The organism is Streptomyces sp. NPDC054047 (genome assembly GCF_055585065.1).
In genome coordinates this window covers 217,066-243,516 of sequence record NZ_JBVJKV010000010.1, presented here as the reverse complement: position 1 = coordinate 243,516, position 26,451 = coordinate 217,066, and the positions used below count along the sequence as shown (strand labels likewise).

Below are 26,451 nucleotides of genomic sequence, written 5' to 3'. Positions count from 1 at the left end.
GTGTACGTGATGGTGGCCCCGCCGGACAACGACGTGCTGTGGGCACGCGCCCTGCACGTCACACACAACGGCTCGCCAGCGCTCACCGGCGTATCACTGGGTGTGCGCGAGGGCGAGATCCTCGCCGTCACCGGCCCGCGCGGCAGCGGCAAGACGACCCTCCTGCGCTGTCTCTCCGGCCAGCTCCTTCCCGAGCAGGGCGAGGTCTGGTTCAACAGCACGCCGGTGCACACCATGGGGCCGGTCGTCCGTGAGCGCCTGCGCCGCGACCGCTTCGGCTGGATCGACCCGGAGCCGCACCTCGTGCCCGAGCTCACGGCCTGGGAGAACGTCGCGCTGCCGCTGATGCTGCGCGACGCCACGCACCGCGTCTCCAAGACCACCGCCCAGGAGTGGCTCGACCGCCTCGACATCGGCGACTGTGCCCGCAAGCGGCCGCACGCGCTGCTTCAGGCCCAGCGCCAGCGCATCGCCATCGCCCGCGCCCTGGTCACGATGCCGTCCGTGATCTTCGCCGACGAGCCGACGGCGCCGCTGCACCGCGCCGACCGCGCCCACGTCCTTCGTACGCTGACGACCGCGGCCCGCTCGCACGGCATCACGGTCGTCCTGGCCACGCACGACGCGGAGGTCGCCGCCCTCGCCGACCGCACCGTCACGCTGCTGGACGGGCGGCGCGTGAACACGGTGCACCTGCCAGGGGCGGGCGACCTCGGGGAGGCGGGCGGTGACGCGGACGGTGCCGTTGCGGGGGCCGGCTCTGATGCCTCCGACCCGGGCTCCGACTCCGCCGCCGACGGCGACTCCGACGATGCGGAAGGCCGGGCCGCGTGCTCGCTCTCCGTCTAGCCCGCGGGGCTCACCCCCTGGTCCAGCTGCGCCGGCTGCTCGTCGCCGCCGCGTCGGCCGGCACCGGCTTCCTGCTGCTGTGCACGCTGGGGTACGCGATGGGCCACCCGGACGCCTCCGGCGGCGCCCTGCTGCGGCTCGCCTGGTGCGTCGCGCCGATCGCCGCCACCGTGTACTTCGCCGTCACCGTCGCGCGCACCGACCCGGCGACCCGGCCGCGCTCCGGGCTCTCCGCGGTGGGCCTCGGCCCGGCCAAGCTCACGGTGCTCGCCGCGATCTCCACGGCCGTGGCGTGCACGCTCGGCTCGATGGTGGCCCTCCTGTTCTTCCTGCACCTGCGGGGCGATCTGACGGGCCTGCCGTTCGACGGCGCCGCGGCCGACCTGCTCGCCGCCGATCAGCCGCTGCCCGTCGGCGCGGCGCTCACCCTGCTCTCCCTGGTCCCGCTGACCGCTTCCGCCGCCGGTGCGGCCGTGCTGCGGCCACGGACCGCGAAGCCGGGCAAGGAGCAGGACGAGCCGCCGCGTCCGGACGCACCGGCCGCACCGCCGAGCGGGCTGCCCTGGGGGATCGCGCTGCTCGCGGCGGGCCTCGCCGTCGAGGCGTACGCGAGCCGCTCCCCCGGCGCCTCTGACCTCACGATGCCGGGCGGTCTGACCGGCAGCCCCGCGGGCGTGCTCGCCGGGTGGACGCTCACCGCGGTCGGCCTCGCGCTCGCGGGTCCCGGCCTCACCTATCTGTGCGGGCGCCTCCTCCAGGCGGTCAGGCCCGGCGCGATGCGGCTCCTGGCCGGGCGCGGGCTGCAGGAGGAGGCCCGGCGGATCGGGCGGCCGCTCGGGGTGCTCTGTGCGGTGGGCTCCGGGGCGTACGCGGCGCTGACGCTCTACTCCGGTGCCCGGCCCGACGTCGGCCCGCTGACCACGCTCGGCTCGCTGCTGGTCGCGGGCTGCGCGGTCCTCACCCTGGCCACGGCCGCGATCGAGGCCAAGCACGCGCGCTCGGACACGACGTCCGCGCTGCTCCAGCTCGGGGCGCCCGTGTCGATGCTGCGCGGCACCGCGGCGCTGCGGGCAGCCACGCTCGTGGCCGTGCTCGGGCCGCTGACCTGGGTGGTCGCGGAGCTGGCCGCGACGCCGCTCGCGGGGTGAGGGGTCCTCGCCGAACTCGCGGAAAGAAATCTCGCGACGGGCGATGAGTTCTGCGTCGAACGTGCGTCTACCCCTCCGTAAGACACGGAACGCACGGACCGCACGGCACGCACGCGACGCACGCGCCTCGCGGAACTCACCGAAACGGGAGACTCCTCATGTACCAGCAGATGATCTTCGTGAACCTCGCCGTGAACGACGTCGACAGCTCGAAGAAGTTCTTCACGGAGCTCGGCTACACGATCAACCCGCAGTTCTCGACGGACGACTGCGCCTGCGTCGTGATCAGCGAGACGATCGTCGCGATGCTGCTGAGCAAGCCGCGCTACCGCGACTTCACCAAGAAGGAGATCGCGGACTCGACGACGACCAGCGAGACGCTGCTCTGTCTGAGCGCCGAGAGCCGCGCGAAGGTCGACGAGCTGGTCGACAAGGCCGTGGCCGCCGGTGCCACGGAGGGCAAGACGCAGGACTTCGGCATGATGTACGGCCGCGCGTTCGACGACCTGGACGGCCACACCTGGGAAATCATGTGGATGGACGAGTCCGCGGTCCAGGGCTGACGGCCCGCCCGGCGCCCACCGCCCCACCCGGCCTGCTTAGCATGGGCGGATGCAGCCGACTCCCGAACCCGCATCCGCCCCCAGGCCCTCACCCCGACTCCCGGGCGGCGACCGCGAGATCGAGTCGCTGGAGGAGTTCGACGAGATCGCCGCGGGCGGCTCCCTCGCCGGGTGCCGCGTCCAGGCGATAGACCTGACGGCGCGTACGACCGCGTTGACGGCCTGCGACGCCACGGGCGCTGTCTTCCTCGGCTGCGCCATGGAGCAGAGCGCGGTGGACGCGATGCGGACCGCCGGGGCACTGGTGTTCCCGCCCGTCCCCGGCCTGCCGTTCGACCCGTACCGCGGTCTTCTCTACACGCCCGACGAACTGTTCGCGGGACTCTCCGAGGGCGGGTACGAGGCGACTCCGGACGCCCGCGCGTACGCCTGGTTCCAGGAGACCAAGGCCGACGGCGACGTCTTCTCCTCGATGCTCCGCGCGATCCACGACGACTCGGTCTCGGACGCCCTCGACGAACTGCTCGTCAGCGCGCGGGTGGTGGGCGTCATGGGCGGCCACGCGATGGCCCGCGGCACGGACGCGTACGAGGGCGCAGCCCGGCTCGGCCGCTCGCTGGCCCGCGCCGGGTTCACGGTCGCCACGGGCGGCGGCCCCGGCGCGATGGAGGCGGCGAACCTGGGCGCGTACGCGTCGGTCTTCCGCGACGAGATGCTGGACGAGGCGCTCGAACTCCTCGCCAAGGCACCCTCCTTCACGCCGTCGATCACCGAGTGGGCGCGGGCCGCCTTCGACGTCCGCGAGCGCTGGCCGTCCGGCGGCGCCTCGGTGGGCATCCCCACCTGGTTCTACGGCCACGAGCCGCCGAACGCCTTCGCCACCCACCTGGCCAAGTACTTCGCCAACGCCACCCGCGAGGACGGACTGCTCGCCCGCTCGAACGCGGGCGTGATCTTCCTCCCCGGCGCGGCGGGCACGCTCCAGGAGATCTTCGACGCGGCTACGCCGAACTACTACGAGTCCCGCGGCGAACCGGCCCCGATGATCCTGGTGAACCGGGAGCACTGGACGGACCGCCTCCCGGCGTGGCCACTGCTTCAGGCGCTGGCGCGCGGGCGTTCCATGGAGTCGAAGATCGCCTTGGTGGACAGGGTGGAGGAGGCCCCCGACGTCCTGCGGGGCTTCAGCCCGTACGGCTTCTGAGCACCCCGTACGGATTCCGGGGCGGGCCCCCGGAGGGCGGGGATCAGCCCAGCACCACGACATCCCCGGCGTCGAACGCAACCCCCACGGTGTCCCCCACCCCAGGCGCGTCCCGCAGCGCACAGGCCGCCTCGAGCCGCGGCCCCACCCGTGGCTCCAGATGAACGGCGACGTGCGTGCCCCGGAAGGTGCGCGCCGTCACCGCGCACGGCAGCCCCTCGTCGGCGGGGACCAGCCGCACCCCTGCGGGCCGCACCAGCAGCCGGCACCGGCCGTCCACCGCGTCCTCAGGCACCGGCACCTTGCCCCACACGGTGTCCGCCACGTCACCGACGACCGTGGCGTCGACGACGTTGTCGAAGCCGAGGAACCGCGCCACGAACTCGTCCGCCGGGTTCCGCCAGACCTCAAGTGGCGTACCGGACTGGGCGATCCGCCCCTCCCGCATCACCACGACCCGGTCCGCGAGCGCGAAGGCCTCGCCCTGGTCGTGCGTGACCGCGAGCACCGTCGTACCCAACTCGTCGAAGAGTTCACGGAGTTCGACGACAAGCCGCTCCCGCAGCGACCGGTCGAGCTGACCGAGCGGCTCGTCGAGCATGAGCAGGCGCGGCCTCGGCGCGAGCGCCCGCGCCAGGGCCACCCGCTGCTGCTCGCCGCCCGAGAGCGAGGCGACGGCGCGGCGCTGCGCACCCGGCAGCCCCACCAGTTCGAGCAACTCGGCCACGCGGTTGGCCTGTTCGCCCCGCGACGCCCCGTGCATCCGCAGCCCGAAGGCGACATTGCCCGCCACGTCGCGCTGCGGGAACAGCTGGTGGTCCTGGAACATCAGGCCCACCCCCCGCTTGTGCGCGGGCACGCCCCGCTGATCGCGGCCATCGAGCAGGACCTGTCCGGCGTCGAGCTCCTGGAGCCCGGCGACCGCGCGCAGCAGCGTCGACTTGCCGCTGCCGCTGGGCCCGAGCACGCACACGATCTCGTGCTCCCCGACCGCGAGCCCGACCCGGTCGAGCACGGCCCGCGACCCGAACCGCACGGTCGCGTCCGCCAACGTCAGCAGGCCCGGACCCACGCCCACACTCATCAGAACTCCCCAGTCGTGCGGTCGGTACGGAGCCGTTCGAGCAGCAGCAGCGACACCGCGCACACCACCATCAAGATCGTCGAAAGTGCCATCGCCTGCCCGTAGTTGAGCTCCCCGGCCCGCCCCAGCAGCCGCGCCACGGCGACCGGGAGCGTCGGATTGTCCGGCCTCGCGATGAACACGGTCGCGCCGAACTCCCCCAGGGACACGGCGAAGGCGAATCCGGCGGCGATGAGCAGCGCCCGCCGCACCATCGGCAGGTCGACCTCCCGCCAGGCCCGCAGCGGCGAGGCCCCGAGCACGGCCGCCGCCTCGCGCAGGCGTCCGTCCACCGCGCGCAGGACGGGAAGCATGGTGCGTACGACGAAGGGCACGCCCACCAGAGCCTGCGCGAGCGGCACCAGAATCCAGGTGGAGCGCAGGTCGAGCGGCGGCTTGTCCAGCGTGATCAGGAACCCGAAGCCGACCGTCACCGCGGACACCCCGAGCGGCAGCATCAACAGCGCGTCGAAACCGCGCACCAGGCGACCGGCCTTCCGCGTGAGCGCCGCCGCCGCGAGCCCGCCGATCACCAGGGCGATGGCGGTGGCGGCGAGCGCGTACTGGAGCGAATTCCAGACGGCCTCGATCGGCGGCACGAGGAAGGCCCCGCCGTCCGCCGATGTCAGCTCCCTGTAGTAGGTGAAGCCGTAGCCGTCGGGGCCACTGAATGACCGCTCGATCAGCACCCCGAGCGGCAGCAGGATCAGCACGGCGATGGTGACCATGACCCCGCCGAGCAGCGTCCACTGCCCCGCCCCGCGCGGCGCCCGCGCGACCGCGGAGGCGTCGACCAGCTTCAGGGCGGTCTCCCGCCGCCGCACGGTCCACGCGTGCACGGCGAGGATCAGGCCGACCGCAGCGAACTGCACGATGGTCAGGACGGCGGCCGTCGGCAGGTCCAGGAGCTGGGCGGTCTGCCGGTAGATCTCGACTTCCAGCGTGGAGTACGCGGGCCCGCCGAGGATCTGCACGACGCCGAACGAGGTGAACGTGAACAGGAAGACCATGAGCGAGGCCGCGGCGACCGCGGGCCCGAGCGCGGGCAGCGTCACCGTCCGCCAGGCCGTCCAGCGCGAGGCGCCGAGCATGCGCGCGGCCTCCTCCTGGCGCGGATCGAGCTGCGACCAGAGCCCGCCGACCGTGCGGACGACGACGGCGTAGTTGAAGAAGACGTGCGCGAGCAGGATCGCCCACACGGTGGTGTCGAGCCGCACGCCCCACATCTCGTCCAGCAGCCCGCCCCGGCCGAGCAACGCCAGGAACGCGGTCCCGACGACGACCGTCGGCAGCACGAACGGCACCGTGACGACGGCCCGCAGGATCTGCTTGCCCCTGAACTCGAAGCGCGCGAAGACGTACGCGCCGGGGAGCGCGATGAGCAGCGTGAGTGCGGTCGACGCGAGCGCCTGCCAGGTGGTGAACCACAGCACGTGCCGCACGTCCGACTGCCCGACGACGTCCGCGATCCGCCCGAACTGCCACTGCCCGCCCACCTTCAGGCCGCGCGCGACGATCGCGGCGACCGGATAGGCGAAGAAGACCGCGAAGAACGCGACGGGCACGGCCATCAGACCGAGCCGCGCCGCGCCCCCGCGCGCAAGCCCCTGAGGGGACTTGCCCCGAGGGGACTTCCCCTTACGAAGCTTGCCCTCGCGGGGCTTGCCTACTTCAGTACGAGCGAGGTCCACGACTTGACCCACTGCTCGCGGTTGTCGGCGATCTTCTTCGGCGCCAGGGTCTCCGGCTCGGCGATCGTCACGCCGTGCTCGGCGAACAGCTCGGGCACCTCGGAGTTCTTCCGCACCGGGTTCACGAACATGTTCAGCGGCATGTCGTTCTGGAACTCGCTGCTGAGCAGGAAGTCGAGCAGCGCCTTGCCGCCCTTCTCGTTCTTGGCGTTGCCGAGCAGCCCCGCGTACTCGACCTGCCGGAAGCAGGTGCCCGTGGCGACGCCGGTCGGCGCCTCCTTGGGCTGCGGCTTCGCGTAGAGCACCTCGACGGGCGGGGACGAGGCGTACGAGACGACGAGAGGACGGTCGCCCTTGGCCTTCTTGCCGCCCGCGGAGCCGGAGAACTCCTCGTTGTAGGCCTGCTCCCAGCCGTCGACGACCTTGACGCCGTTGTCCTTGAGCTTCTTCCAGTAGCCCTGCCAGCCGTCGTCGCCGTACTCGGCGGCCGTGCCCAGCAGGAAGCCGAGGCCGGGCGAGGAGGTCGCGGCGTTCTCGGTGACCAGCAGGTTCTTGTAGGCGGGCTTGGTCAGGTCCGCGAAGGACTTCGGCGGCGCGAGCTTCTTGTCGGCGAAATACTTCTTGTCGTAGTTGACGCAGATGTCGCCGCTGTCGACCGGCGTGACCCGGTGCTTGTCCTGGTCGACGCGGAACTGCGGGAGAACCTGGTCCGAGCCCTTGGCCTCGTACGACTGGAAGAGATCGTTGTCGAGCGCGCGCGAGAGCAGGGTGTTGTCGACGCCGAAGAAGACGTCGCCCTGCGGGTTGTCCTTGGAGAGGATCGCCTTGTTGACGGCGGCGCCGGCGTCCCCGTCCTTGAGGACGTCGACCTTGTACCCGGAACTCTTCTCGAACGCCTTCAGTACGTCCTTGGAGACGTTGAAGGAGTCATGGCTGACAAGCGTGACGCTCTTGGAGTCTTCGGCCTTGTCGCCGCTGCCCGACGAGCTGCCGCACGCGGAGAGCGCGACGAGCGAGAGGCCGACCGCGACGGCGGTGACCGTGGCCTTCTTGGTGGTGCTCACTTGGGTGGTGCTCACTGAATTGATTCCTCCTGGAGTGACCAGGAAGAGACGCGGCCCTGCCCGCGGACCGGATGGGACCGGTCCGCGGGCAGGGCGCAACAGCATGAGTGATGTCCGAACTTCCTACCCGGAATGACCCGGGCAAGGTTCAGAGGGTCTGCGGCCAACCTGTCCTTGGTGCCGCACTCTCAGCGCTGTGGCGCTCCCCTGTCGGAATATGAAGATGTGTTCCGGCTATGAAGTTGTGTTCCGGCCAGAGTAACCCTCGGCGGACTAACGCTCGGACGCGGCGAGCTGACCGCACGCCCCGTCGATCTCCTGGCCACGGGTGTCACGCACCGTGACGGGCACCCCATGGGCAGCAATGGCATCCACGAAGGCCTTCTCGTCCTCGGGCCGCGACGCCGTCCACTTCGATCCCGGCGTCGGGTTCAGCGGGATGAGGTTCACGTGCACGGGCTTGCCCTTGAGCAGCCGTCCGAGGCGGTCACCGCGCCACGCGTGGTCGTTGATGTCCCGGATCAGCGCGTACTCGATGGAGAGGCGGCGCCCCGACTTGGCGGCGTACTCCCAGCCGGCTTCGAGGACCTCGCGCACGTTCCACCGCGTGTTGACGGGTACGAGGGTGTCGCGGAGCTCGTCGTCGGGCGCGTGCAGCGAGATGGCGAGGCGGCACTTGAAGCCCTCGTCGGCGAACCGGTGGATGGCGGGCACGAGCCCGACGGTCGACACGGTGATCCCACGCTGCGAGAGCCCCACACCGTCGGGCTCAGGATCGGTGAGCCTTCGGATCGCCCCGGTCACCCGGTTGTAGTTGGCGAGCGGCTCGCCCATCCCCATGAAGACGATGTTGCTCAGCCGCGCCGGGCCCCCGGGAATCTCCCCGTCCCGCAGCGCCCGCATCCCGTCGACGATCTGGTGCACGATCTCGGCGGTCGACAGGTTCCGGTCGAGACCGGCCTGCCCCGTCGCGCAGAACGGGCAGTTCATCCCGCACCCGGCCTGCGACGAGATGCACATCGTCACGCGGTCGGGATAGCGCATGAGCACGGACTCGACGAGCGTCCCGTCGAAGAGCCGCCACAGCGTCTTGCGCGTGGTGTCGTCGTCACAGCTGATGTGCCGCACCACGGACATCAGCTCGGGAAGCAACGCCTCCTGCAGCTTCTGGCGCGAACCGGCGGGGATGTCGGTCCACTGCTCCGGGTCGTGCGCGTACCGCGCGAAGTAGTGCTGCGAGAGCTGCTTGGCACGAAACGGCTTCTCGCCGACGGCGGCGACGGCTTCCTTGCGCTCGGCGGGCGTGAGGTCGGCGAGATGCCGCGGCGGCTTCTTGGCTCCGCGGGGCGCGACAAAGGTGAGTTCTCCGGGTACAGGCATGGTCCATCCAGTGTCGCAGACACCGGAGGTCCAGCCGGGCCACGGTCCCCCGCAACGCGCCCCGTGCGCGCAAGGCCGTCGACCGGGTGTTCCTTCCGAGGGACGCCGGGCACACGTGAGCAATGACCTCTTACTGTCTGGCATCGGTGCAACTGGCGGAGAAGTGGGTCGGTCCCCCGTGGTTCAAGTGGGCCTTCCTGGGCGTGTGGGTGCTCTGCGGAGTGTTCATCCTCTTCAAGCTGAGCCGGAACGGATGGAAGTTCCCCCGGCGGCGCTGACGACCGCCGGGCCGGGCATACGAAAAGGGGCCCGCCGTCCCCTGGACGACGAGCCCCTCACGTACGTGTACGCAGGTCAGCCGGACCCTACGAAGACGACGAGCAGCAGCCACACCACCGGAGCGGTCGGCAGCAGCGAGTCGAGGCGGTCCATGATGCCCCCGTGGCCGGGAAGCAGCGTGCCCATGTCCTTGATGCCCAGGTCACGCTTGATCATCGACTCGCCCAGGTCACCGAGCGTGGCGCTCGCGGCGACCGCGAGGCCGATGAGCAGCCCCTGCCACCACGTGCCGCCGTCGATGAGGAACTCCATGCACAGCGCGCCCCCGGCCATCGCGAACGTCACCGCGCCGACCAGGCCCTCGCGGGTCTTGCCGGGGCTGATGCGCGGGGCCAGCTTGTGCTTGCCGAAGCGCCAGCCGATCGCGTACGCCCCGGTGTCGCTGACCACGGTCAGGAGCAGGAACGTGAGCACCCGCATCGCGCCGTCGTCCGCGGTGAGCATCAGCGCCACGAACGTGGCGAGGAACGGGACGTAGAACGCCGCGAAGACGCCCGCCGTGACGTCCTTCAGATAGCCCTCGGGCGGCTCGGTCATCCGCCAGACGAGCACCGCGAGCGCGGTGAGCGCCATGGCCACCCAGGCACCCTCGGCCCCGCGGACGTAGCCGGCGACGACCATCGCGGCGCCGCCCACCGCCAGCGGGACCAGCGGCGCCTTGATGCCCTTGCGCTCCTCGAGCCGCGAGGTGAGCTCCCAGAGACCGACCACGACGGCGACCGCTATGACGCCGATGAAGAGGGCCTTCACGATGAAGAGCGACGCGATGATCACCGCGCCGAGCCCCACGCCGACTCCTATGGCCGCCCCGAGATCACGGCCCGCGCTCTTCTTCTGCGGCGCTTGAGGCGCACGCGGCGCCTCGGGGGCGGGCTGTGATGCGCTGGACATGGGCTCCTGGGGTACTTCAGGCACGTCAGGCACGATGGGCATGGGCTGCGTCTCTGCTGGATACAGGGCGTCAGGCGCATCGTACGCGGGACCTGCCGGGGCAGCCCCTTGAGCAGGGCCCTGGTCGGGCGGCCCCCAGTACCCGGCTCTGGGAGGCGCCCCCCAGGAAGAGTCGTTCACGGATCGGATTCCTCAGTCCTCAGACCCGAGCACTCAGACCTCGAGCAGCTCGGCTTCCTTGTGCTTGAGCAGCTCGTCCACCTGGGCGACGTACTTCGCGGTGGTGTCGTCGAGCTCCTTCTCCGCGCGACGACCCTCGTCCTCGCCGATGTCGCCGTCCTTGATCGCCTTGTCGATCGATTCCTTGGCCTTGCGGCGGATGGAACGGATCGAGATCTTGGAGTCCTCGGCCTTGGTCTTGGCGACCTTGATGTACTCCTTGCGACGGTCCTGCGTCAGCTCGGGGAACGTCACCCGGATGATGTTGCCATCATTGCTGGGGTTGACGCCGAGGTCGGAGTCGCGGATCGCCTGCTCGATGTTGCGCAGCGCGCTCTTGTCGAACGGGGTCACCACGGCCATCCGCGGCTCGGGCACCGAGAACGAGGCCAGCTGATTGATCGGCGTAAGGGCGCCGTAGTAGTCAGCCACGATCTTGTTGAACATCGCCGGGTGCGCACGGCCTGTGCGAATCGCGGCGAAGTCCTCCTTGGCGACCACGACGGCCTTCTCCATCTTCTCCTCGGCCTCGAGGAGGGTCTCTTCGATCACCACTTGCTCCTGCGTGTTGTGAGTGGGCTGCGGGCGCCCCCACACGGTGAAGTAGGGGGAGTCCATGGGGCGTCGGCTGCGTCGCGTCTCTTTCCCTGCACCGTGTCCGACCGGCAGGGCTTTGTCCATCCCTCAGGGGCGTCCCCGAGATCAGGCGCGGGTGCCCTCGTCGCCCACGAGTGTGCCGATCTTCTCACCCTTGACGGCACGGGCGATATTGCCGGTGGACAGCAACTCGAAGACGAGGATGGGCAGCTTGTTGTCGCGGCACAGGGTGATCGCGGTCATGTCGGCGACCTTCAGGTCGCGCGTGATGACCTCGCCGTAGCCGAGCGCGTCGTACTTCACCGCGTCCGGGTTGGTCTTGGGGTCGGAGTCGTAGACCCCGTCGACGCCGTTCTTGCCCATGAGCAGGGCCTCGGCATCGATCTCCAGGGCGCGCTGCGCCGCGGTGGTGTCAGTGGAGAAGTACGGCATGCCCATACCGGCTCCGAAGATGACCACACGGCCCTTCTCCAGGTGCCGTACGGCGCGCAGCGGGATGTACGGCTCCGCGACCTGGCCCATGGTGATGGCGGTCTGCACGCGGCACTCGATGCCTTCCTTCTCCAGGAAGTCCTGCAGCGCCAGGCAGTTCATGACGGTGCCGAGCATGCCCATGTAGTCGGAGCGCGCCCGGTCCATGCCGCGCTGCTGGAGCTCGGCGCCGCGGAAGAAGTTGCCGCCGCCGATGACGGCCGCGATCTGGGCACCGTCGCGGACGACCGCGGCGATCTCCTTGGCGATCGCGTGCACCACGTCGGGGTCGACGCCAAGGCCGCCCCCGCCGGCGAATGCCTCACCGGAGAGCTTCAGCAGGAAACGACCGGGGACTTTATCGTCGCCACTGTTTGTGTCGGCCTTGGTGGTCATGGAGTTCTCGCTTCTTTTTGCTCGGCGCACATACGAAGAAGGCCACTGCCGGTGGGGTGTTGTTCGCATCCCATGCTCGGCAATGGCCTCCTCGTCAGATCTGCGGTCGTACGTCGCGTACTGCGTGGGGTACGCGGGCGACCGCTGTCGACCCTAGCGGGGTCTACCGTCGATCGCGGTACGGACTCAGATGCCGACCTTGATGCGCGAGAAGCGCTTCAGGGTGACACCGGCCTCGTCCAGGACCTTCTGGACGGACTTCTTGTTGTCGAGCGCGTACGGCTGACCGAGGAGGGTGGCCTCCTTGAAGAAGCCGTTGACGCGACCCTCGACGATCTTGGGCAGCGCGGCCTCGGGCTTGCCCTCGGCGCGGGTGGTCTCCTCGGCGACGCGGCGCTCGGACTCGACGACCTCGGCCGGAACGTCCTCACGGGAGAGGTACTTCGGCGCGAAGGCGGCGATGTGCTGCGCGATGCCCTTGGCGAGGTCGGCGTCGGCCTTGTCCAGCTCGACCAGGACACCGATCTGCGGGGGCAGGTCGGGCATGGTGCGGTGCATGTACGCGGTGACGTACGTGCCCGCGAACTGGGCGAAGCGGTCCAGGACGATCTTTTCGCCGAGGGTCGCGTTGGCCTCGTCGACGTACGCCTGGACGGTCTTGCCGGCCTCGATCTCGGACGCCAGCAGCGCCTGGAGGTCGGCCGGGGACGTCTTGGCGATGTGCGCGGCCAGCGAGTTCGCGACGGCCTGGAACTTGTCGCCCTTGGCGACGAAGTCCGTCTCGCACTTCAGCTCGACGATGACACCGGAGGTGTTGTCGTCGGCGATGAGGGAGACCACGGCGCCGTTCTCGGCGGAACGGCCCTCGCGCTTGGCGACGCCCTTCTGGCCCTTGATGCGCAGGGCCTCGACGGCCTTGTCGACGCTGCCGTCAGCCTCGTCGAGCGCCTTCTTGCAGTCCATCATGCCGGCGCCCGTGAGCTCGCGGAGCTTCTTGACGTCAGCGGCGGTGTAGTTCGCCATGATCCTGAAATTCTCTTTCGGAGGTCTGAAAGATCTACGGGTGAACGGCGGGGGCCTGAAGGCCCCCGCCGTCAACTACCGAACCTGTGAAGGTCAGGCCTGCTCGGTCTCCGCGGCGGGGGCCTCAGCGGCGGCAACCTCGGCGGGGGCCTCGGCCTGCTCGGCGTCGGCGGCCTTCTCCGTCTCGGCGGACTTCTGAACCTCGGCCTCTTCGGCCTTCGGCTCGTCGGCCTTGGGCTCGTCGGCCTTCTTCTCGCCCTCGAGCAGGTCGCGCTCCCACTCGGCGAGCGGCTCGCCGGCGGCCTTCTCGCCCGGCTTCTGGTCGCCCGTGGCCACGCCGGAACGGGAGATGAGGCCCTCGGCGACGGCGTCGGCGATCACGCGGGTGAGCAGGGTGACGGAGCGGATCGCGTCGTCGTTGCCCGGGATCTTGTAGTCGACCTCGTCGGGGTCGCAGTTGGTGTCGAGGATGGCGACGACCGGAATGTTGAGCTTCCGGGCCTCACCGACCGCGATGTGCTCCTTCTTGGTGTCCACGATCCAGACGGCGCTGGGCACCTTGGACATCTCGCGGATACCACCGAGGGTCTTCTCCAGCTTGGCCTTCTCGCGCGAGAGCACGAGAAGCTCCTTCTTGGTGAGACCCGACGCGGCGACGTCGTCGAAGTCGATCTGCTCGAGCTCCTTGAGGCGCTGCAGACGCTTGTAGACGGTCGAGAAGTTGGTGAGCATGCCGCCCAGCCAGCGCTGGTTCACGTAGGGCATGCCGACGCGGGTCGCCTGCTCGGCGATGGCCTCCTGCGCCTGCTTCTTCGTGCCGACGAACATGACCGTGCCGCCGTGGGCGACGGTCTCCTTGACGAACTCGTAGGCGCGGTCGATGTACGACAGCGACTGGAGCAGGTCGATGATGTAGATGCCGTTGCGCTCCGTGAAGATGAAGCGCTTCATCTTCGGGTTCCAACGACGGGTCTGGTGACCGAAGTGGACGCCGCTTTCCAGCAGCTCCCGCATCGTGACGACGGCCATGGCCGTACTCCTTGGTGTTCTCGGTTGTGCCGCGTCCGCCGGATGGCGGTCGCGCCTGACGCCCGCGATGCGCCGTGCCACAAAGGACCGAGAGGCGCTGGCACCTGGCTTTTCATGGCCTGGTGTCGGGGCGTGCGAAGTCGACCCGGTGACCCGGATCGCCACAAGAAGTGTACGGGACCCGCGGGGCAGCGGGTGACGCCGCTGTCCACAACCGGCTGGTCATCCACAGATCCGCGCCATGATCCCCGCCGAGGGGCCGGGCGGGGGACGGTTCTGGCATGTCTCACATGCGACGAGAGCTGAGTTGTCTGGTGCTGTTGACCGTGGCGCTGATCACTGCGCTGGCGCTGCCCGCGGGGGCGGGTGTGCGTGCCGCCGGGGAGCCGGTGCCGAAGGTGGGCGGTGCGTGGCCCGTGGGGGTGCGGCCGCCCGTCGTACGGGGGTGGGAGCCGCCGGCGACGGAGTACGGCCGGGGCCACCGGGGTGTGGATCTCGCGGCGCCGCCGGGCGCCGTGGTCCGGGCGGCGGCCGCGGGGAGGGTCTCCTTCGCGGGCCGGGTGGCGGGCCGCGGGGTGATCGCCGTGGAGCTTGCGGGCACGGGGGATCCGCCCCTGCGCACGACGTACGAGCCGGTGCGGGCCACGGTCGAGAAGGGTGCCGAGGTGACGGCGGGCGAGGCGCTGGGGGTCCTGGAACTCCCTACGGCGCACTGCCCGAGCAGCTGCCTCCACTGGGGCCTGCTGAGGGCCGACACATACCTGGACCCCCTGTCGCTGCTGCCGCCGTGGCTGCTGCGGCGCGGGGCGTCCCGCTTGCTGCCGGTGATCGATGTACCGCTGCCGCGAGCGCCCCGGCTGTGGGCAGGGGCTGCGCAGGGCGGTTGGGGCCTGCCCCGCTCGAGCGGAGCCGAGAGCGGGGAGAAAGGTGGGCACAGCGCACTGCTGCCGGGTGCCGATGCCCGGGGCCTCAGCCCCGCACGCCCCTCAACGCCATGGCGACTGCCGCCTCGGTGATGGCGGTCGGCTCCTCGGCGACACCGAGCTCGATCCGCCGCACCGCGGCGTCCACGATCCCCTGAAGCAGCATCGCGGCCATCCGAGGCTGCTCATGCCCCAGGGTCTCGAGCGCCTCGACGATGATGGCGATCAGACCCCCGTGCGCGGCACGGATCTTCTCCCTCGCCCCGGCGTCCAGCTCGCTGGCCGAGATGGCGACCACGGCCCGGTGCCGCCGGTCCCCGACCAGCGCCAGCTGCCGCCGGACATACGCCTCGACCTTGCCCTCGGCGGAGTCCGCCCCCTCCATCGCCGCCGAGACCTCGGCGGCCCAGACGGGGAAGTCGACCTCGCACAGCTCCTCCACGACCGCGGCACGCGACCGGAAGTACTCGTACACGGAGGACCGCGCGAGCCCCGTGCGTTCGGCGAGGGCGGGGAAGGTCAACGCCTCCGTACCGCCCTCGGACAGCAGGGAACGCGCGGCGTCCAACAGGGCGCCCCGCTGCATCGACCGGTGCTCGGCCACAGAGGCCGCTCGAATCCTTGGCACGCCCTCCACTCTACGGACGTGACCGCCAGGACGGGAGTCGATCCACCCCGCGAAACCCCACACCGGTGCCGCACGGAGCAGCCCGGGGGCAGGGACGATTCAGCGCGCTCAGCGGCCGAAACTCGCCAGCTTCGCCCGCAGCTGGAGCACCGATTTCGTGTGGATCTGGCTCACCCGGCTCTCCGTCACGCCGAGCACGTTGCCGATCTCGGCGAGGGTCAGACCCTCGTAGTAGTAGAGCGTGACGACGGTCTTCTCCCGCTCCGGCAACGTATTGATCGCGCGCGCGAGCAGCCGCCGCAGCTCGCGGTCCTCGGCGACCTCCACGGGGTTGTCGGCCGCGGTGTCCTCGAGCGTGTCCATCAGGCTGAGCCGGTTGCCGCCCTCGCCGCCGACGTGGAGGAGCTCCTCCAGGGCCACCACGTTCGCCAGCGACAACTGGCTGAAAACGGCGTGCAGTTCCTCCAGCGCGACGCCCATCTCATGGGCGACCTCGCTCTCCGACGGTGTGCGCCGCAGCTGCGCCTCGAGCGTGGCGTAGGCCCGCTCGACGTTGCGCGCCTTCTGCCGCACGGACCGGGGGATCCAGTCGAGCGCACGGAGTTCGTCGATCATCGCCCCACGGATGCGGGTGATCGCGTACGTCTCGAACTTGATGGACCGCTCGATGTCGAACTTCTCGATCGCGTCGATCAGCCCGAAGACCCCGGACGAGACGAAGTCCGCCTGCTCGACATTGGGCGGCAGCCCCACGCTGACCCGGCCCGCGACGTACTTCACCAGCGGCGAGTAGTGCAGGATCAACTGCTCGCGCAGCCGCCCGTCCCCCGTCTCTTTGTACGACCGCCACAGCTCGTCCAGCGACGAGGGGGCGGGGGGCCGCTCCCGCTCGCCGCTACGGGCGGCGGGGGGAGCTGCCGCCCGATCGGACCCTGAGGTGTGCTGGGGCATTCGTCGCCTTGAGCCGTTCTGCCGTGAACTGGTGGGGTCGTGCGAGCCGATGGATTCGCCCGCACCCGCGAGGTGGTGATCTTGCGTGAAGTGAATGAGGTTGTCCGTCTGCTTGCCTGTGGTTGCCTGTCCGCGTCGGAATCCTTGTGAGCGTAGCGTGACTGGAGTGTCGCAGTGTGCGAACAATAGGGGATCCCGCGTACGCAGATACGTTCCGCTGGACGCCCCACCGAGTTCCCCTCATCGCCGTCCGTGACGACCACGGAGCGCCAACTCCGCTTTTTTCCAAGGCCGTCGGGGGTTGGGCCAGACGGCCGAACACGCTCGGTCACGAACCCCTTCCCTCCGGGAAGACCGACACAATCGCCTGGCGTGTCAACTGCCAGCCGTCGCCGTGTCGTTCGACGAACCCGAGAGAGCGCAACTCGTACAGCCGACCGACCGCTCCGTCCACCGTCGTGCCCGCGCCCAGCGCGATCTCCCGGGCCGGCGCACTCCCCCGGCCGGGCAGCGCCGCCAGCACACGGGCGGCGTCCGGGGTCAGCAGATCGCGCGGCACGACGGGGCCGCGCCGCTCCGGGGCGACCTCGCCCATGTCTCCCACCAGCTCGACGACTTCCGCCGCGTCGGTCACCAGAACGCCCTCGCCCCGCAGCAGTTCATGCACCCCCGCCGAGAGACCGCTGGTCGCCGGGCCCGGCACCCCCATCGTGAACCGGCCGAGCTCCTGCGCGCCGCGCGCCGTGACGAGCGCACCGCTGCGGTACGCGGCCTCGACGACGACGCTGCCCCTGGTCAGGGCGGCGATCACGCGGTTGCGGAGGATGAATCTGCTCGGCGTCGGATGATCTCCGGGCGGCAACTCCCCGACCAGTAGACCCTGTTCCGCGATCCTCCTGATCAACTCGGCGTGTCCTCGCGGATAGGCCCGGTCGACCCCGCACGCAAGGACCGCGACGGTGGCCCCACCGGCCCCCAGCGCTCCCCGGTGCGCGGCCCCGTCGATCCCATAGGCACCGCCCGACACGACCACCCAGCCCCGCTCGGCGAGCCCCGCCCCGAGGCCGGCCGCCATGTGTGCCCCGTACTCCGTGCAGGCCCGGGAGCCGACCACGGCCACCGACCGCAGCGCCCACATCCGCAGGCTGGGCTGCCCCCGCACCCACAGCCCCACCGGCCGCGCGTCCCCCAGGTCGTCCAGCTGGACGGGCCACTCCGCCTCCCCCGGGCACACGAACCGCACCCCCGCGTCCCGTGCCACCGCCAGGTCCAGCTCGGGCCGCGCCCTTTCCGCCCGCGCCCGCAGCCCTTCCCACCGCCCCGGCGTCACCCCGGCCAGCCGCTCGTCCCCCTCGGTCAACCGCCGCACCACTTCGACGGCCCCGGTCTCCCGCAACCACCGCCCGCCCGTCACGTCCCCCGGTTCGAGGATCCGGGTCAGCGCGACCCTCGCCAGACGCTCCTCCTCCGAGGCGGAGCCCGGACCCGGCACCGAGGTCATGTCAACGCCCCGATCGCCATCGGCACGCCCCGCGACACCCCCGTACGCAACTGCAGCGCCAAAGCGACGTCCTGCGCGGCGGGGCGGTCGCGGCCCGCGAGGTCCGCGACGGTCCAGGCGACCCGCAGCACGCGGTCGAGCCCCCGGGCGGTCAGGAACCCGCGCTCCAGGTCCAGTTCGGCAGCGTCCAGGGCGCCCGGCTCGGCGGGCCACCGTGCGCGCAGCGCGTGCCCCGGCACTTCGCTGTTCGTCCGCCAGCCGGTGCCGGTGAGTCTGGCCGCCGCTCTCTCCCGGGCGACGCGCACCCGGTCGGCGACCGTCTGCGTGGAGTCCCCCCGCGTGCCGTACCCGGCCAGCTCGGACCGGGTGACGGGCTCCACCTCGACCTTCAGGTCGATCCTGTCGAGCAGCGGGCCCGAGAGCCGTGCCTGGTAGCGGCGGACGACGGACGCGGGGCATTCGCAGCCGTCGCCCAGCAGCGTGTGCCGACCGCAGGGGCAGGGGTTGGCGGCCAGCACCATCAGGAATTTCGCGGGCAGCCGCACCACTCCCGCACTGCGAGCGATCACCACATGGCCCGACTCCAGGGGCTGGCGCAGGGAGTCCAGGGTCTGGCTGCTGAACTCGGGCGCCTCATCGAGGAAGAGCACCCCGCGGTGAGCCAACGAGACCGCCCCCGGCCGCGCGATTCCCTTGCCGCCGCCCACGAGCGACTGCATCGTCGCGGAGTGGTGCGGCGCGCAGTACGGCGCGGTGTCCACCAGGGGTCTGCCCGGCGGCAGCATGCCCGCCACCGAGTGGACGGCCGTCACCTCCAGGGACTCCTCCCTGGTCAGCCGGGGCAGGATGGCCGGCAGCCGCTCCGCGAGCATCGTCTTTCCCGCGCCCGGCGGGCCCTGCAGGAAGAGATGGTGGCCGCCCGTCGCCGCCACCTCCACGGCGGTCCTGGCCGACGCCTGCCCGACGACATCGGCGAGGTCCAGGGCAAGGGCGTCCTCCAGACCGCCGCCGAGTCCCGTGCCCACGCCGGTTCCCGGCACGCAGAGCCCCGCGAGCATCGGGTCGGGCCGTCCCGGCTCGTCCGGCTCCTCCTCCGGGACCGGCTCGTCGGTCAGCACCGCGATCAGCTGGCGCAGACTGCGCACCCCGAGCACCGAGACCCCGGGCACCAGCGCGGCCTCTGCCGCCGTGCTCTCCGGGACCACGACCTGCTCATAGCCCGCGTCCGCCGCCGCGAGGACCGCGGGCAGCACGCCCCTGACCGGCCGCACCCGCCCGTCGAGCCCCAGCTCGCCGACCATCACGATGTCGGCGAGGACCCGCGGATCGATCCGCTCCGCCGCACCGAGCACCGCACAGGCCACCGCGAGATCGAAGCCGCTGCCGCCCTTGGGCACCGACGCCGGGCTGAGGCCGACCGTGAGCTTCTTCTGCGGCCATTCCCCGCCCGAGTTGACCACCGCGGCCCTGACCCGGTCCTTGCTCTCCGTCAGGCTCTTGTCCGGGAGCCCGACCAGCGTGAACGCCGCGACACCGGGCTCCAGGTCGGCCTGCACCTCGACGACCACGCCCTCGACGCCCACCAGCGCCACGGAACACGTACGCGCGAACCCCATCAGGCCACCCCCCGCGCGTGCTCCACGACAGGGGCGCCGCGGCGTGGGATCAGCACCCCGACGAGGTCGATCCGCACCCCGCCCGGCGGCGGGCCGCCGCGCTCCTCGATCCAGCGCTCGGCCAGGCGCCGCAGCCGCTCCGCCTTGGCCCGGCCCACGGCCGCCATCGGATGCTGATAGATCCCCGAGCCGACCAGGCCGGCCCGGCGCGTCTTGACCTCGCAGACGACCAGCGCTTCGCCGTCCATGGCCACGATGTCGATCTCGCCGGTCCTGCCACCGCGCCAGTTGCGCTCCAGAACCGTCATCCCGGCTTCGCCCAGCCGCCTCGCGGCCAAATCTTCGCCGTACTGCCCGAGTGCCCCACGTGCGTTCATGTCGGAACCACCTCCGACACCCACACTGGGGCTCGGCCCCGGCCCTTGTGGATCTTGGTGGACGACTCACGCGTTGTGGAAAACTCGCTCACCCGTCTCGGTGAGCCCCGCCGAGACGAGGAGGCGGACTCAGCCTCCCGGCAGCTCGAGATCGCTCTTGTTGAGCTCCTCGATATTCACGTCCTTGAACGTCAGGACGCGCACCTGCTTCACGAACCGTGCGGGCCTGTACATGTCCCACACCCAGGCGTCCGCCATGGACACCTCGAAAAAAACCTCACCCTGGACCGAGTGCACCTGCATCTCGTAGTCATTCGTGAGGTAAAAGCGCCGTTCGGTCTCGATCACATATTTGAACAGACCGACGACATCGCGGTACTCCCGGTAGAGCTTCAGCTCCATCTCGGTCTCGTACTTCTCGAGGTCCTCGGCGCTCATGGCATGTTCCCCTTCAGCCGTGCGTCCCCCCATTGTGCGTCAGCCCCTGGAGCCTCTACACGATTTCCGTGTCGAGGGTCACGGGCCGGCTCGGAGGACCCTCGTCGAGCAGCCTGCGAAGCAGCTCGGCGAGCCTGGTCGGATACACCGTCTCATGTGCCTCGGTCAGTTCTTGGCACGTCCACCAACGCGCTCCAGCGACACTCCGCCGTTCCAGCTCCGTCAGCCCTGTGGCCTGCGTGGACGTCTGTGACGTACGCGCCAGGAAGTACCGCTCGTCCTGGTCCCAGCGCCGTCCGGCGAAGGGGAAGGAGCAGATCCGCTGCCACAGGGCGGGGCCGAGCTCGACCTCGGTGATGCCCGTCTCTTCCATCAGTTCACGCAGCGCGGCCTGTTCATGCGTCTCGTCGCCCTCCAGACCGCCGCCCGGCGTGAACCACCAGTCGTCCGCCGTGTCCCCCGGCTCGTGCCCGTGCAGCAGGAGGATCCGGTCCTGCGGGTCGAGCAGCACCACGCGCGCGACCTTCCGCAGCGCTTCCGGCTCCGGCCGCGCCACCGGCCGCGGCTCAGCCGACATGCGCGGTCGCCCCCGAGCGGTCCCGGCTCTGCGGACGCTCGCGCCCGCGCCGCATCCGCTTGGCCACCGGACCGTAGGCAGCGCCGCCCAGGACGAGGACGGCACCGGCCACCACCGCCCACACCACGAGCCGTACGGGCCCCGGGTCGGAGATGCCGCCCGCCATGTCCGCGAAGCCCTCGGGGCGCTCCAGCGTCCCGAGCCTGTCCGTCGGCCAGGCCACCGCGTCGACCCGCCCCTCCACCGCGTCGCGCGGCACGGAGCCGTGGTTGGAGTCGCCCAGGTGCACGCTGGAGTCCAGGGAGCCGCTGCGCTCGTCGCCGAGCAGGAAGAGGTTGCCCTTGGGGACCGTGGTGGCCGGGATTCCGGTGGCCGCGGCGCCCTTGCCCCCGGGAAGATACGGTTCTGCGACCTGCTTGCCGTTGACCATCAGCTTGCCGTCCGTGCAGCAGGAGATCCGGTCGCCGCCGACGCCGACCACACGCTTGACCATCGGCAGATCGCCCCAGCTCGCCTGCCGGAAGACGACGACGTCACCCCGGCGCACCTCGCTGCCGTCTATCCGCTCGGCCAGGACCCGGTCGCCCGCGCCGATCGTCGGCGTCATCGACCCGGTGGGCACGGTGTACGGCTGGTACAGGACGGCGCCCCAGACGAAGCCGCCCAGGAAGAGCACACAGCCGAGGGCCACGGCCAGTCCCGACAGCACGCTGCCGAGCCGTCCGCGGCCCTCGTCCGTACGTTGTGTCCTGCTCATCCCAGTGCTCCCCCATATCGGAGACGACCCCGCGCCCCTACGAACAGAGGCTCGGAAGATCAGCGATCTGGGACGGCACCCTACCCGGCGGTACCTCCGCCAGAAACCCTCCCGGCCTGGGCGGCGGCCACCGTGAGCCGACGCCTGCGCCAGAGCACGACCGGAACCGCACCCGCGAGCCCGAGGGCCGCCGGCGCCGCGCTCATCGCGGTGTTGATGCCCTGCTGGTCGAAGGTGTCCGGCTTGGGCAGCGTCGCCCAGCGGGTGGGCGGCCAGGCGATCACGATCGCGCGGCCCACGACGTTGTCCACGGGGACGGCGCCGCCGCCGGGCTGGTTCTGGTGGTAGCGGGAGTCCAGCGAGTTCTGCCGGTGGTCACCCATGACCCAGATTTTGCCCGCGGGGACGGTGATCTTGAACTGGCCGCCCTGGTCGTCGACGCTGCACGGGGTGTTGCCCTCGAAGACGTACGGCTCGTTCAGCGCCTTGCCGTTGACCTTCACCGGTCCTGTGCCCTTGCACTCCACCGTGTCGCCGCCGACCGCGATGACCCGCTTGATCAGGTCCTTCTCGTCGGCGGACGGCATCAGGCCGACCCAGCCGAGGACCCGCTGGATCGCGTTCGGGTCGGGCGTCGGCTCACCGTCCAGCCAGTGGCCGGGGTCCCGGAAGACGACGACCTCGCCGCGCTCGGGCTCCGAGCCGAACCACGGTGTCAGCTTGTCGACCAGGACGCGGTCGCCCTTCTGGAGCGTGTTCTGCATCGAGTCCGAGGGAATCGAGAACGCCTGCACCAGGAAGGTCTTGATCACCAGCGCCAGGATCAGGGCGATGCCGATCAGGAGCGGCAGCTCCTTCCAGAAGGAGCGGGGCTTCTTCGCCCCCTTGGCCTGCTTCCCGTCGAGATCGCCGGGTGCGGGACTGGAGCCCGCGGTGTCACTCCCGGGGTTCACGCCGTCCGTCGCGGCCCCGGTCTCCGGCTCGTCCGACCGCCCTGGCTGCTCCTCGGGCCCACCGTGTCCGGACCGTGCGCCGACCGCCACATCCCCCACATCCACTCCTCAGTCCGTGCTGTTGCCCGCTCCTGATGCGATGCAGGCCCACCACTCCCATAACGAGCGGGAGTTCCGCAGGGGTCGGGAGTCCGGTCAATCCGTATCGATCGCCGAGGGCCACCCTATGCGACGGGCCGAGGGCCGTGTCCGACTCCGCACGCGCGTCGGGCACGGAGGCGTACGTCTCGGGCTCCTCCAGCTTGCGCCAGTGGTCGAAGGGCCAGGCGATGACGAGCGCGCGCCCCACCACGCTCTCCTCGGACACGGTGCCGCTGAACTTCTCGGTGCGGTGGAAGCGGGAGTCGGCCGAGTCGGAGCGGTGGTCACCCATGACGAAGAGGCGCCCGTCGGGGACCTTCACCTGGAACTCGAAGGACGAGGGCTCATCACCGGGATTGATGTACGGCTCGGTGAGCGGGACTCCGTTGACCGTGAGCTTCTTGTTCTTGTCGCAGCACTTCACGGTGTCGCCGCCGACGCCGACCACGCGCTTGATCAGGTCCCGTTCGTTGTCGGAGGGCAGCAGCCCGATGAAGGACAGGCCCTCCTTGACCTGCTTGACGACCACGGGGTCGTCCTTCTTCTTGGTCTGTTCGTCCTCGAGCCAGTTGCCGGGGTCCTCGAAGACGACGACGTCGCCGCGCTCGGGCTTGGCACCGAACCACGGGGTGAGCTTGTCGACGAGGACCCGGTCGCCGATCTTGATCGTCTGCTCCATGGAGCCGGAGGGGATCACGAAGGCCTGCACCAGGAAGGTCTTCAGGACCAGGGCTATCAGGAGCGCGACGCCTATGAGGAGGGGTATCTCCTTGATCGCCGAGCGCCGCCTGCGCCGCTTGACCTTCCGCGCGAGCTTGCGCCGCTCGGCCCTTCCTGGCAGTACGGGACCGCTGGTGGGCCGGGATCCGGTGGGCAGCCTGGTGTCGGACCGGTGACTGGCGGCTCGCGTTCGCCCGCGGTTACCCATGCGCGCCGCCTGGTGCCGGCACGCGCGCGTAGCTGTCGGGGCGCTCCAGAGAGGTCCAGTGGCCGATGGGCCAGGCGATCCAGTCGGCTCTGCCGATCACGGAGTCGACGGGGATCATGCCGCCGCCGGGCTGGCCCAAGTGGTCGCGGGAGTCACGGGAGTCGCTGCGGTGGTCACCGAGGAGGAACAGGCTGTCTTCGGGCACGACGGCGACGAAGCGCGCCTTCGAGGGGGCGTCCCCCGGGTACAGGTAGGGCTCGTCGACCGGCTCGCCGTTCACCTTGATCCTCCCCCGCTCGTCGCAGCAGACCACCCGGTCTCCCCCCACCCCTGCGACCCGCTTGATGTAGTCGGCGTCCCCGAAGTAGCCGCTGCCGTCGAAGACGACCGCGTCACCTCGCTGCGGCTCGGAACCGAAACGGTACGCCAACTTGTTGACGAGTACCCGGTCTCCGACCCGGAACGCGGGCTCCATGGAGCCACTGGGGATCTGGAACGGCTGCATCACGAAGGTGCTGACGAGCAGCAGGAACACCATGCAGATCAGCAGCGTCAGGGTGGCTCTGCCGCCCGGCACCCAGGAGACGAACGACATAAAAGCGGAGCGCGACCGGTCCTCCGCCCCCGCGGACTCCCCGTCGCACTCGGCGCTCGGGGAATCGGTGGGTGGGGAGGAGCGGTCGCGCTCCGTGTGCTGTGCTTCGGTGTCCATCGGGGCCAGATGCTATCCGGCTCCGCTGTGGACCCGTGCGCGAGCTCAGTTGTCGCGCTTCTCCTTGATCTTCGCGGCCTTGCCGCGCAGCTCACGGAGGTAGTACAGCTTCGCGCGACGCACGGCGCCGCGGCTGACGAGCTCGATCTTCTCGACGATCGGCGTGTGCACCGGGAAGGTGCGCTCGACGCCGACGGAGAAGGAGACCTTGCGGACCGAGAAGGTCTCGCGCACGCCGGCGCCCTGGCGACGGATGACTACGCCCTTGAACTGCTGCACACGCGAGCGGTTGCCCTCGATGACGCGCACGTGGACGTTGACGGTGTCACCCGGGCGGAAGGCCGGGATGTCGGTGCGCAGCGAAGCGCTGTCGACGGAGTCGAGCAGGTTAGCCATGATCGTCTGCTTTCTTCACTGATGCCACAGGTCATCAGCGGTAAGTTCGTGATGAGGATTCGATTGCTGTCCACGCCGGGCGGGCGTCTTTCCCCCTGTGGCAGGGGCGCACGCTGGACGTACAGCAGCGGCCTATTCTTCCACGGCGTCGGGGTCTCGCCCAAATCGGCCGTCGGGACCCGGCCGCCACCCCAGGATCGAGAGCATCTCGCGGTCCTTCTTGTCGAAGGCGGCGGGGTCGCAACGCTCGATCAGATCGGGCCTGTTGCGGACCGTGCGCCGCAGCGCCTCGTCCCTGCGCCAGCGCGCGATCTTGCCGTGGTGGCCGCTGACCAGCACGTCGGGGATGCCGTGGCCGCGCCACTGGGGGGGCTTGGTGTAGATGGGGCCTTCGAGGAGGTTCGCCATGGCGCCGGGGGCGAAGGAGTCGTCGCGGTGGGACTCGGCGTTGCCCAGGACGCCGGGCAGCAGCCGGGCCACGGCCTCGGTGACGACCAGGACGGCCGCCTCGCCGCCCGCGAGGACGTAGTCGCCGATCGACACCTCGTAGACGGGCATCCGGGTCGCGTACTCGTCCATGACGCGGCGGTCGATGCCTTCGTAGCGCGCGGGCGTGAAGACCAGCCAGGGCCGCTCGGAGAGCTCCACGGCGAGCTCCTGGCTGAAGGGGCGCCCGCTGGGCGTGGGGACGACCAGGACGGGCCCGTGGGCGCCGGCCTCGTACCCCTCGGCGAGCACGTCGTCGAGCGCCGCGCCCCAGGGCTCGGTCTTCATGACCATGCCGGGGCCGCCGCCGTAGGGAGTGTCGTCGACCGTGTTGTGCCGGTCGTACGTCCACTCCCTGAGGTCGTGCACGTTCACGTCTAGCTGGCCACGCGCGCGTGCCTTGCCGACGAGGGAGACGTTCAGGGGTTCCAGGTACTCGGGGAAGATCGTGACGACGTCGAGCCGCATCAGGCGTCGTCCCCCGCAGGAGCCTCGTCGTCCCTGGCGGAAGCGATCTCCGCGCGGTCGTCGATCAGCCCCGGCGGCGGGTCGATGATCGCCCGCTGCTCCTCCAGGTCGATCTCGGTGACGATCGCCTCCACGAAGGGGATCATCACCTCGCTGCCGTCGGGCCGCTCCACGATGAACAGGTCCTGCGAGGGCAGGTGCGAGATCTCGGTGATCCTGCCGACCTCGACCCCGTCCTTGGTGACGATGTCGAGGTCCATCAGCTGATGGTCGTAGTACTCGTCCTCGTCCTCCGGAAGCTCTTCCGGATCGACCTCCGCGATCAGCAACGTGTTGCGCAGGGCCTCGGCGCCCGAGCGGTCGCGTACGCCCTCGAAGCGCAGCAGCAGCCTGCCGCTGTGCACCCGGCCGGTCTCGATGGTCAGCGGCCCCGTGGAGGCGGGGTCGGTGGCGAGGACGGCGCCGGGCCCGAGCCGCAGCTCCGGCTCGTCGGTGCGCACCTCGACGGTGACCTCACCCTTGATGCCATGGGCGCGGCCGATCCGCGCGACTACCAGCTGCACTGCTGTCTCTCCTGTCATGTGCCTACGGAAGGAGGCCCGTAGGCGCCTA

28 protein-coding genes and 1 pseudogene are annotated in these 26,451 nt (G+C 70.5%); 6 read left to right on the top strand and 23 right to left on the bottom strand.

The features are described from left to right. The first annotated feature begins 9 nt into the window (after positions 1–9). The 4 genes from ACZ6ZP_RS31790 (at position 10) to ACZ6ZP_RS31775 (ending at position 3,764) form a co-directional block, all read left to right on the top strand. On the top strand, positions 10–849 hold the full coding sequence (locus ACZ6ZP_RS31790) for an ABC transporter ATP-binding protein (protein ID WP_351165449.1): 840 nt from the start codon (positions 10–12) through the stop codon (positions 847–849). After that, the gene (locus ACZ6ZP_RS31785) at positions 831–1,997 is read left to right on the top strand and encodes a hypothetical protein (RefSeq protein WP_351165446.1); all 1,167 of its coding nucleotides are present in this window, start codon (positions 831–833) and stop codon (positions 1,995–1,997) included. Before ACZ6ZP_RS31790 ends, ACZ6ZP_RS31785 begins: the two co-directional genes overlap by 19 nt. Positions 1,998–2,155: 158 nt before the next feature. Beyond that, complete coding sequence (locus tag ACZ6ZP_RS31780) at positions 2,156–2,560, top strand: VOC family protein (RefSeq protein WP_351165444.1); 405 nt, start codon at positions 2,156–2,158, stop codon at positions 2,558–2,560. A 49-nt stretch (positions 2,561–2,609) separates the two neighbouring features. After that, positions 2,610–3,764: an LOG family protein gene (locus ACZ6ZP_RS31775; protein ID WP_351165441.1), complete on the top strand. Its 1,155-nt coding sequence runs from the start codon at positions 2,610–2,612 to the stop codon at positions 3,762–3,764. 43 nt (positions 3,765–3,807) lie between these two features. Here ACZ6ZP_RS31775 and ACZ6ZP_RS31770 read toward each other — a convergent pair whose 3' ends face one another. The 4 genes from ACZ6ZP_RS31770 to rlmN form a co-directional block, all read right to left on the bottom strand. After that, positions 3,808–4,836, bottom strand: coding sequence for an ABC transporter ATP-binding protein (locus ACZ6ZP_RS31770; protein ID WP_351165713.1), 1,029 nt, complete (start codon positions 4,834–4,836; stop codon positions 3,808–3,810). An 11-nt stretch (positions 4,837–4,847) separates the two neighbouring features. Further along, the gene (locus ACZ6ZP_RS31765) at positions 4,848–6,458 is read right to left on the bottom strand and encodes an ABC transporter permease (protein WP_351165439.1); all 1,611 of its coding nucleotides are present in this window, start codon (positions 6,456–6,458) and stop codon (positions 4,848–4,850) included. Between the two features lie 95 nt (positions 6,459–6,553). Continuing rightward, on the bottom strand, positions 6,554–7,657 hold the full coding sequence (locus ACZ6ZP_RS31760; RefSeq protein WP_399979767.1) for a thiamine ABC transporter substrate-binding protein: 1,104 nt from the start codon (positions 7,655–7,657) through the stop codon (positions 6,554–6,556). Between the two features lie 258 nt (positions 7,658–7,915). Continuing rightward, complete coding sequence (rlmN, locus tag ACZ6ZP_RS31755) at positions 7,916–9,022, bottom strand: dual-specificity RNA methyltransferase RlmN (protein ID WP_351165436.1); 1,107 nt, start codon at positions 9,020–9,022, stop codon at positions 7,916–7,918. Positions 9,023–9,144: 122 nt separating this feature from the next. Here rlmN and ACZ6ZP_RS31750 point away from each other — a divergent pair, with 122 nt between their 5' ends. Next, a complete protein-coding gene (locus ACZ6ZP_RS31750) occupies positions 9,145–9,300 on the top strand; it encodes a hypothetical protein (RefSeq protein ID WP_361465314.1) in 156 nt (51 codons plus the stop codon). 76 nt (positions 9,301–9,376) lie between these two features. Here ACZ6ZP_RS31750 and ACZ6ZP_RS31745 read toward each other — a convergent pair whose 3' ends face one another. From ACZ6ZP_RS31745 to rpsB, 5 genes are all read right to left on the bottom strand, one after another. Next, on the bottom strand, positions 9,377–10,432 hold the full coding sequence (locus ACZ6ZP_RS31745) for a phosphatidate cytidylyltransferase (protein WP_469409265.1): 1,056 nt from the start codon (positions 10,430–10,432) through the stop codon (positions 9,377–9,379). Between the two features lie 33 nt (positions 10,433–10,465). Then, positions 10,466–11,023 (bottom strand): ribosome recycling factor, encoded by a 558-nt coding sequence (gene frr, locus ACZ6ZP_RS31740; protein ID WP_351165429.1) that lies wholly within the window; start codon positions 11,021–11,023, stop codon positions 10,466–10,468. A gap of 150 nt (positions 11,024–11,173) precedes the next feature. Beyond that, entirely contained in the window at positions 11,174–11,935 is a 762-nt protein-coding gene (gene pyrH / locus ACZ6ZP_RS31735; RefSeq protein WP_351165427.1) for a UMP kinase, read from the bottom strand. A gap of 186 nt (positions 11,936–12,121) precedes the next feature. After that, positions 12,122–12,958, bottom strand: a complete 837-nt coding sequence (gene tsf / locus ACZ6ZP_RS31730; RefSeq protein WP_351165425.1) for a translation elongation factor Ts — start codon at positions 12,956–12,958, stop codon at positions 12,122–12,124. 93 nt (positions 12,959–13,051) lie between these two features. Next, positions 13,052–13,987 carry a 30S ribosomal protein S2 gene (rpsB, locus tag ACZ6ZP_RS31725; RefSeq protein ID WP_351165423.1) on the bottom strand — a complete coding sequence of 312 codons (936 nt, stop codon included), beginning with the start codon at positions 13,985–13,987 and terminating at the stop codon, positions 13,052–13,054. 281 nt (positions 13,988–14,268) lie between these two features. On the opposite strand from rpsB, the pseudogene ACZ6ZP_RS31720 reads away from it, so the two are divergent. Further along, a pseudogene (locus tag ACZ6ZP_RS31720) lies at positions 14,269–14,832 on the top strand (peptidoglycan DD-metalloendopeptidase family protein); the annotation flags it as partial. Between the two features lie 124 nt (positions 14,833–14,956). Here the strand turns inward: ACZ6ZP_RS31720 and ACZ6ZP_RS31715 are convergent. The 14 genes from ACZ6ZP_RS31715 to rimM form a co-directional block, all read right to left on the bottom strand. Further along, positions 14,957–15,514, bottom strand: coding sequence for a TetR/AcrR family transcriptional regulator (locus tag ACZ6ZP_RS31715; protein WP_351165709.1), 558 nt, complete (start codon positions 15,512–15,514; stop codon positions 14,957–14,959). Positions 15,515–15,646: 132 nt separating this feature from the next. Further along, entirely contained in the window at positions 15,647–16,489 is an 843-nt protein-coding gene (gene whiG, locus ACZ6ZP_RS31710) for an RNA polymerase sigma factor WhiG (RefSeq protein WP_351165420.1), read from the bottom strand. A 328-nt stretch (positions 16,490–16,817) separates the two neighbouring features. Beyond that, entirely contained in the window at positions 16,818–17,990 is a 1,173-nt protein-coding gene (dprA, locus tag ACZ6ZP_RS31705; RefSeq protein WP_469409262.1) for a DNA-processing protein DprA, read from the bottom strand. Further along, positions 17,987–19,606 carry a YifB family Mg chelatase-like AAA ATPase gene (locus tag ACZ6ZP_RS31700; RefSeq protein WP_383822924.1) on the bottom strand — a complete coding sequence of 540 codons (1,620 nt, stop codon included), beginning with the start codon at positions 19,604–19,606 and terminating at the stop codon, positions 17,987–17,989. Before ACZ6ZP_RS31700 ends, dprA begins: the two co-directional genes overlap by 4 nt. Then, the gene (locus ACZ6ZP_RS31695) at positions 19,606–19,983 is read right to left on the bottom strand and encodes a YraN family protein (protein WP_351165413.1); all 378 of its coding nucleotides are present in this window, start codon (positions 19,981–19,983) and stop codon (positions 19,606–19,608) included. Before ACZ6ZP_RS31695 ends, ACZ6ZP_RS31700 begins: the two co-directional genes overlap by 1 nt. A gap of 129 nt (positions 19,984–20,112) precedes the next feature. Then, on the bottom strand, positions 20,113–20,421 hold the full coding sequence (locus ACZ6ZP_RS31690) for a DUF2469 domain-containing protein (protein WP_003965949.1): 309 nt from the start codon (positions 20,419–20,421) through the stop codon (positions 20,113–20,115). Between the two features lie 55 nt (positions 20,422–20,476). Continuing rightward, positions 20,477–20,998 carry an NUDIX hydrolase gene (locus tag ACZ6ZP_RS31685; RefSeq protein WP_351165411.1) on the bottom strand — a complete coding sequence of 174 codons (522 nt, stop codon included), beginning with the start codon at positions 20,996–20,998 and terminating at the stop codon, positions 20,477–20,479. Next, entirely contained in the window at positions 20,988–21,755 is a 768-nt protein-coding gene (gene lepB / locus ACZ6ZP_RS31680) for a signal peptidase I (RefSeq protein WP_351165408.1), read from the bottom strand. Before lepB (ACZ6ZP_RS31680) ends, ACZ6ZP_RS31685 begins: the two co-directional genes overlap by 11 nt. A gap of 80 nt (positions 21,756–21,835) precedes the next feature. Then, complete coding sequence (gene lepB, locus ACZ6ZP_RS31675) at positions 21,836–22,807, bottom strand: signal peptidase I (protein WP_469409260.1); 972 nt, start codon at positions 22,805–22,807, stop codon at positions 21,836–21,838. Further along, the gene (gene lepB / locus ACZ6ZP_RS31670; protein WP_469409259.1) at positions 22,692–23,777 is read right to left on the bottom strand and encodes a signal peptidase I; all 1,086 of its coding nucleotides are present in this window, start codon (positions 23,775–23,777) and stop codon (positions 22,692–22,694) included. The genes lepB (ACZ6ZP_RS31675) and lepB (ACZ6ZP_RS31670) overlap by 116 nt, the downstream gene beginning before the upstream one ends. Further along, entirely contained in the window at positions 23,770–24,489 is a 720-nt protein-coding gene (gene lepB, locus ACZ6ZP_RS31665; RefSeq protein WP_361465330.1) for a signal peptidase I, read from the bottom strand. Before lepB (ACZ6ZP_RS31665) ends, lepB (ACZ6ZP_RS31670) begins: the two co-directional genes overlap by 8 nt. Positions 24,490–24,534: 45 nt before the next feature. Next, complete coding sequence (gene rplS / locus ACZ6ZP_RS31660) at positions 24,535–24,885, bottom strand: 50S ribosomal protein L19 (protein WP_351165399.1); 351 nt, start codon at positions 24,883–24,885, stop codon at positions 24,535–24,537. 132 nt (positions 24,886–25,017) lie between these two features. Further along, positions 25,018–25,839: a tRNA (guanosine(37)-N1)-methyltransferase TrmD gene (trmD, locus tag ACZ6ZP_RS31655; RefSeq protein WP_351165397.1), complete on the bottom strand. Its 822-nt coding sequence runs from the start codon at positions 25,837–25,839 to the stop codon at positions 25,018–25,020. Next, positions 25,839–26,402, bottom strand: a complete 564-nt coding sequence (gene rimM, locus ACZ6ZP_RS31650) for a ribosome maturation factor RimM (RefSeq protein WP_351165396.1) — start codon at positions 26,400–26,402, stop codon at positions 25,839–25,841. The genes trmD and rimM overlap by 1 nt, the downstream gene beginning before the upstream one ends. Between the last annotated feature and the right edge of the window lie 49 nt (positions 26,403–26,451).

Coding starts and splice junctions, on each gene's coding strand:
- rlmN (WP_351165436.1), bottom strand. CDS start 9,022: ATGCCTGTACCCGGAGAACTCACCTTTGTCGCGCCCCGCGGAGCCAAG.
- whiG (WP_351165420.1), bottom strand. CDS start 16,489: ATGCCCCAGCACACCTCAGGGTCCGATCGGGCGGCAGCTCCCCCCGCC.
- lepB (WP_361465330.1), bottom strand. CDS start 24,489: ATGGACACCGAAGCACAGCACACGGAGCGCGACCGCTCCTCCCCACCC.
- lepB (WP_469409259.1), bottom strand. CDS start 23,777: ATGGGTAACCGCGGGCGAACGCGAGCCGCCAGTCACCGGTCCGACACC.
- rpsB (WP_351165423.1), bottom strand. CDS start 13,987: ATGGCCGTCGTCACGATGCGGGAGCTGCTGGAAAGCGGCGTCCACTTC.
- ACZ6ZP_RS31775 (WP_351165441.1), top strand. CDS start 2,610: ATGCAGCCGACTCCCGAACCCGCATCCGCCCCCAGGCCCTCACCCCGA.
- ACZ6ZP_RS31690 (WP_003965949.1), bottom strand. CDS start 20,421: ATGAGCGCCGAGGACCTCGAGAAGTACGAGACCGAGATGGAGCTGAAG.
- ACZ6ZP_RS31790 (WP_351165449.1), top strand. CDS start 10: ATGGTGGCCCCGCCGGACAACGACGTGCTGTGGGCACGCGCCCTGCAC.
- trmD (WP_351165397.1), bottom strand. CDS start 25,839: ATGCGGCTCGACGTCGTCACGATCTTCCCCGAGTACCTGGAACCCCTG.
- ACZ6ZP_RS31685 (WP_351165411.1), bottom strand. CDS start 20,998: ATGTCGGCTGAGCCGCGGCCGGTGGCGCGGCCGGAGCCGGAAGCGCTG.
- pyrH (WP_351165427.1), bottom strand. CDS start 11,935: ATGACCACCAAGGCCGACACAAACAGTGGCGACGATAAAGTCCCCGGT.
- tsf (WP_351165425.1), bottom strand. CDS start 12,958: ATGGCGAACTACACCGCCGCTGACGTCAAGAAGCTCCGCGAGCTCACG.
- rplS (WP_351165399.1), bottom strand. CDS start 24,885: ATGGCTAACCTGCTCGACTCCGTCGACAGCGCTTCGCTGCGCACCGAC.
- ACZ6ZP_RS31765 (WP_351165439.1), bottom strand. CDS start 6,458: ATGGCCGTGCCCGTCGCGTTCTTCGCGGTCTTCTTCGCCTATCCGGTC.
- lepB (WP_351165408.1), bottom strand. CDS start 21,755: ATGAGCAGGACACAACGTACGGACGAGGGCCGCGGACGGCTCGGCAGC.
- ACZ6ZP_RS31780 (WP_351165444.1), top strand. CDS start 2,156: ATGTACCAGCAGATGATCTTCGTGAACCTCGCCGTGAACGACGTCGAC.
- dprA (WP_469409262.1), bottom strand. CDS start 17,990: ATGACCTCGGTGCCGGGTCCGGGCTCCGCCTCGGAGGAGGAGCGTCTG.
- ACZ6ZP_RS31750 (WP_361465314.1), top strand. CDS start 9,145: ATGACCTCTTACTGTCTGGCATCGGTGCAACTGGCGGAGAAGTGGGTC.
- ACZ6ZP_RS31700 (WP_383822924.1), bottom strand. CDS start 19,606: ATGGGGTTCGCGCGTACGTGTTCCGTGGCGCTGGTGGGCGTCGAGGGC.
- ACZ6ZP_RS31695 (WP_351165413.1), bottom strand. CDS start 19,983: ATGAACGCACGTGGGGCACTCGGGCAGTACGGCGAAGATTTGGCCGCG.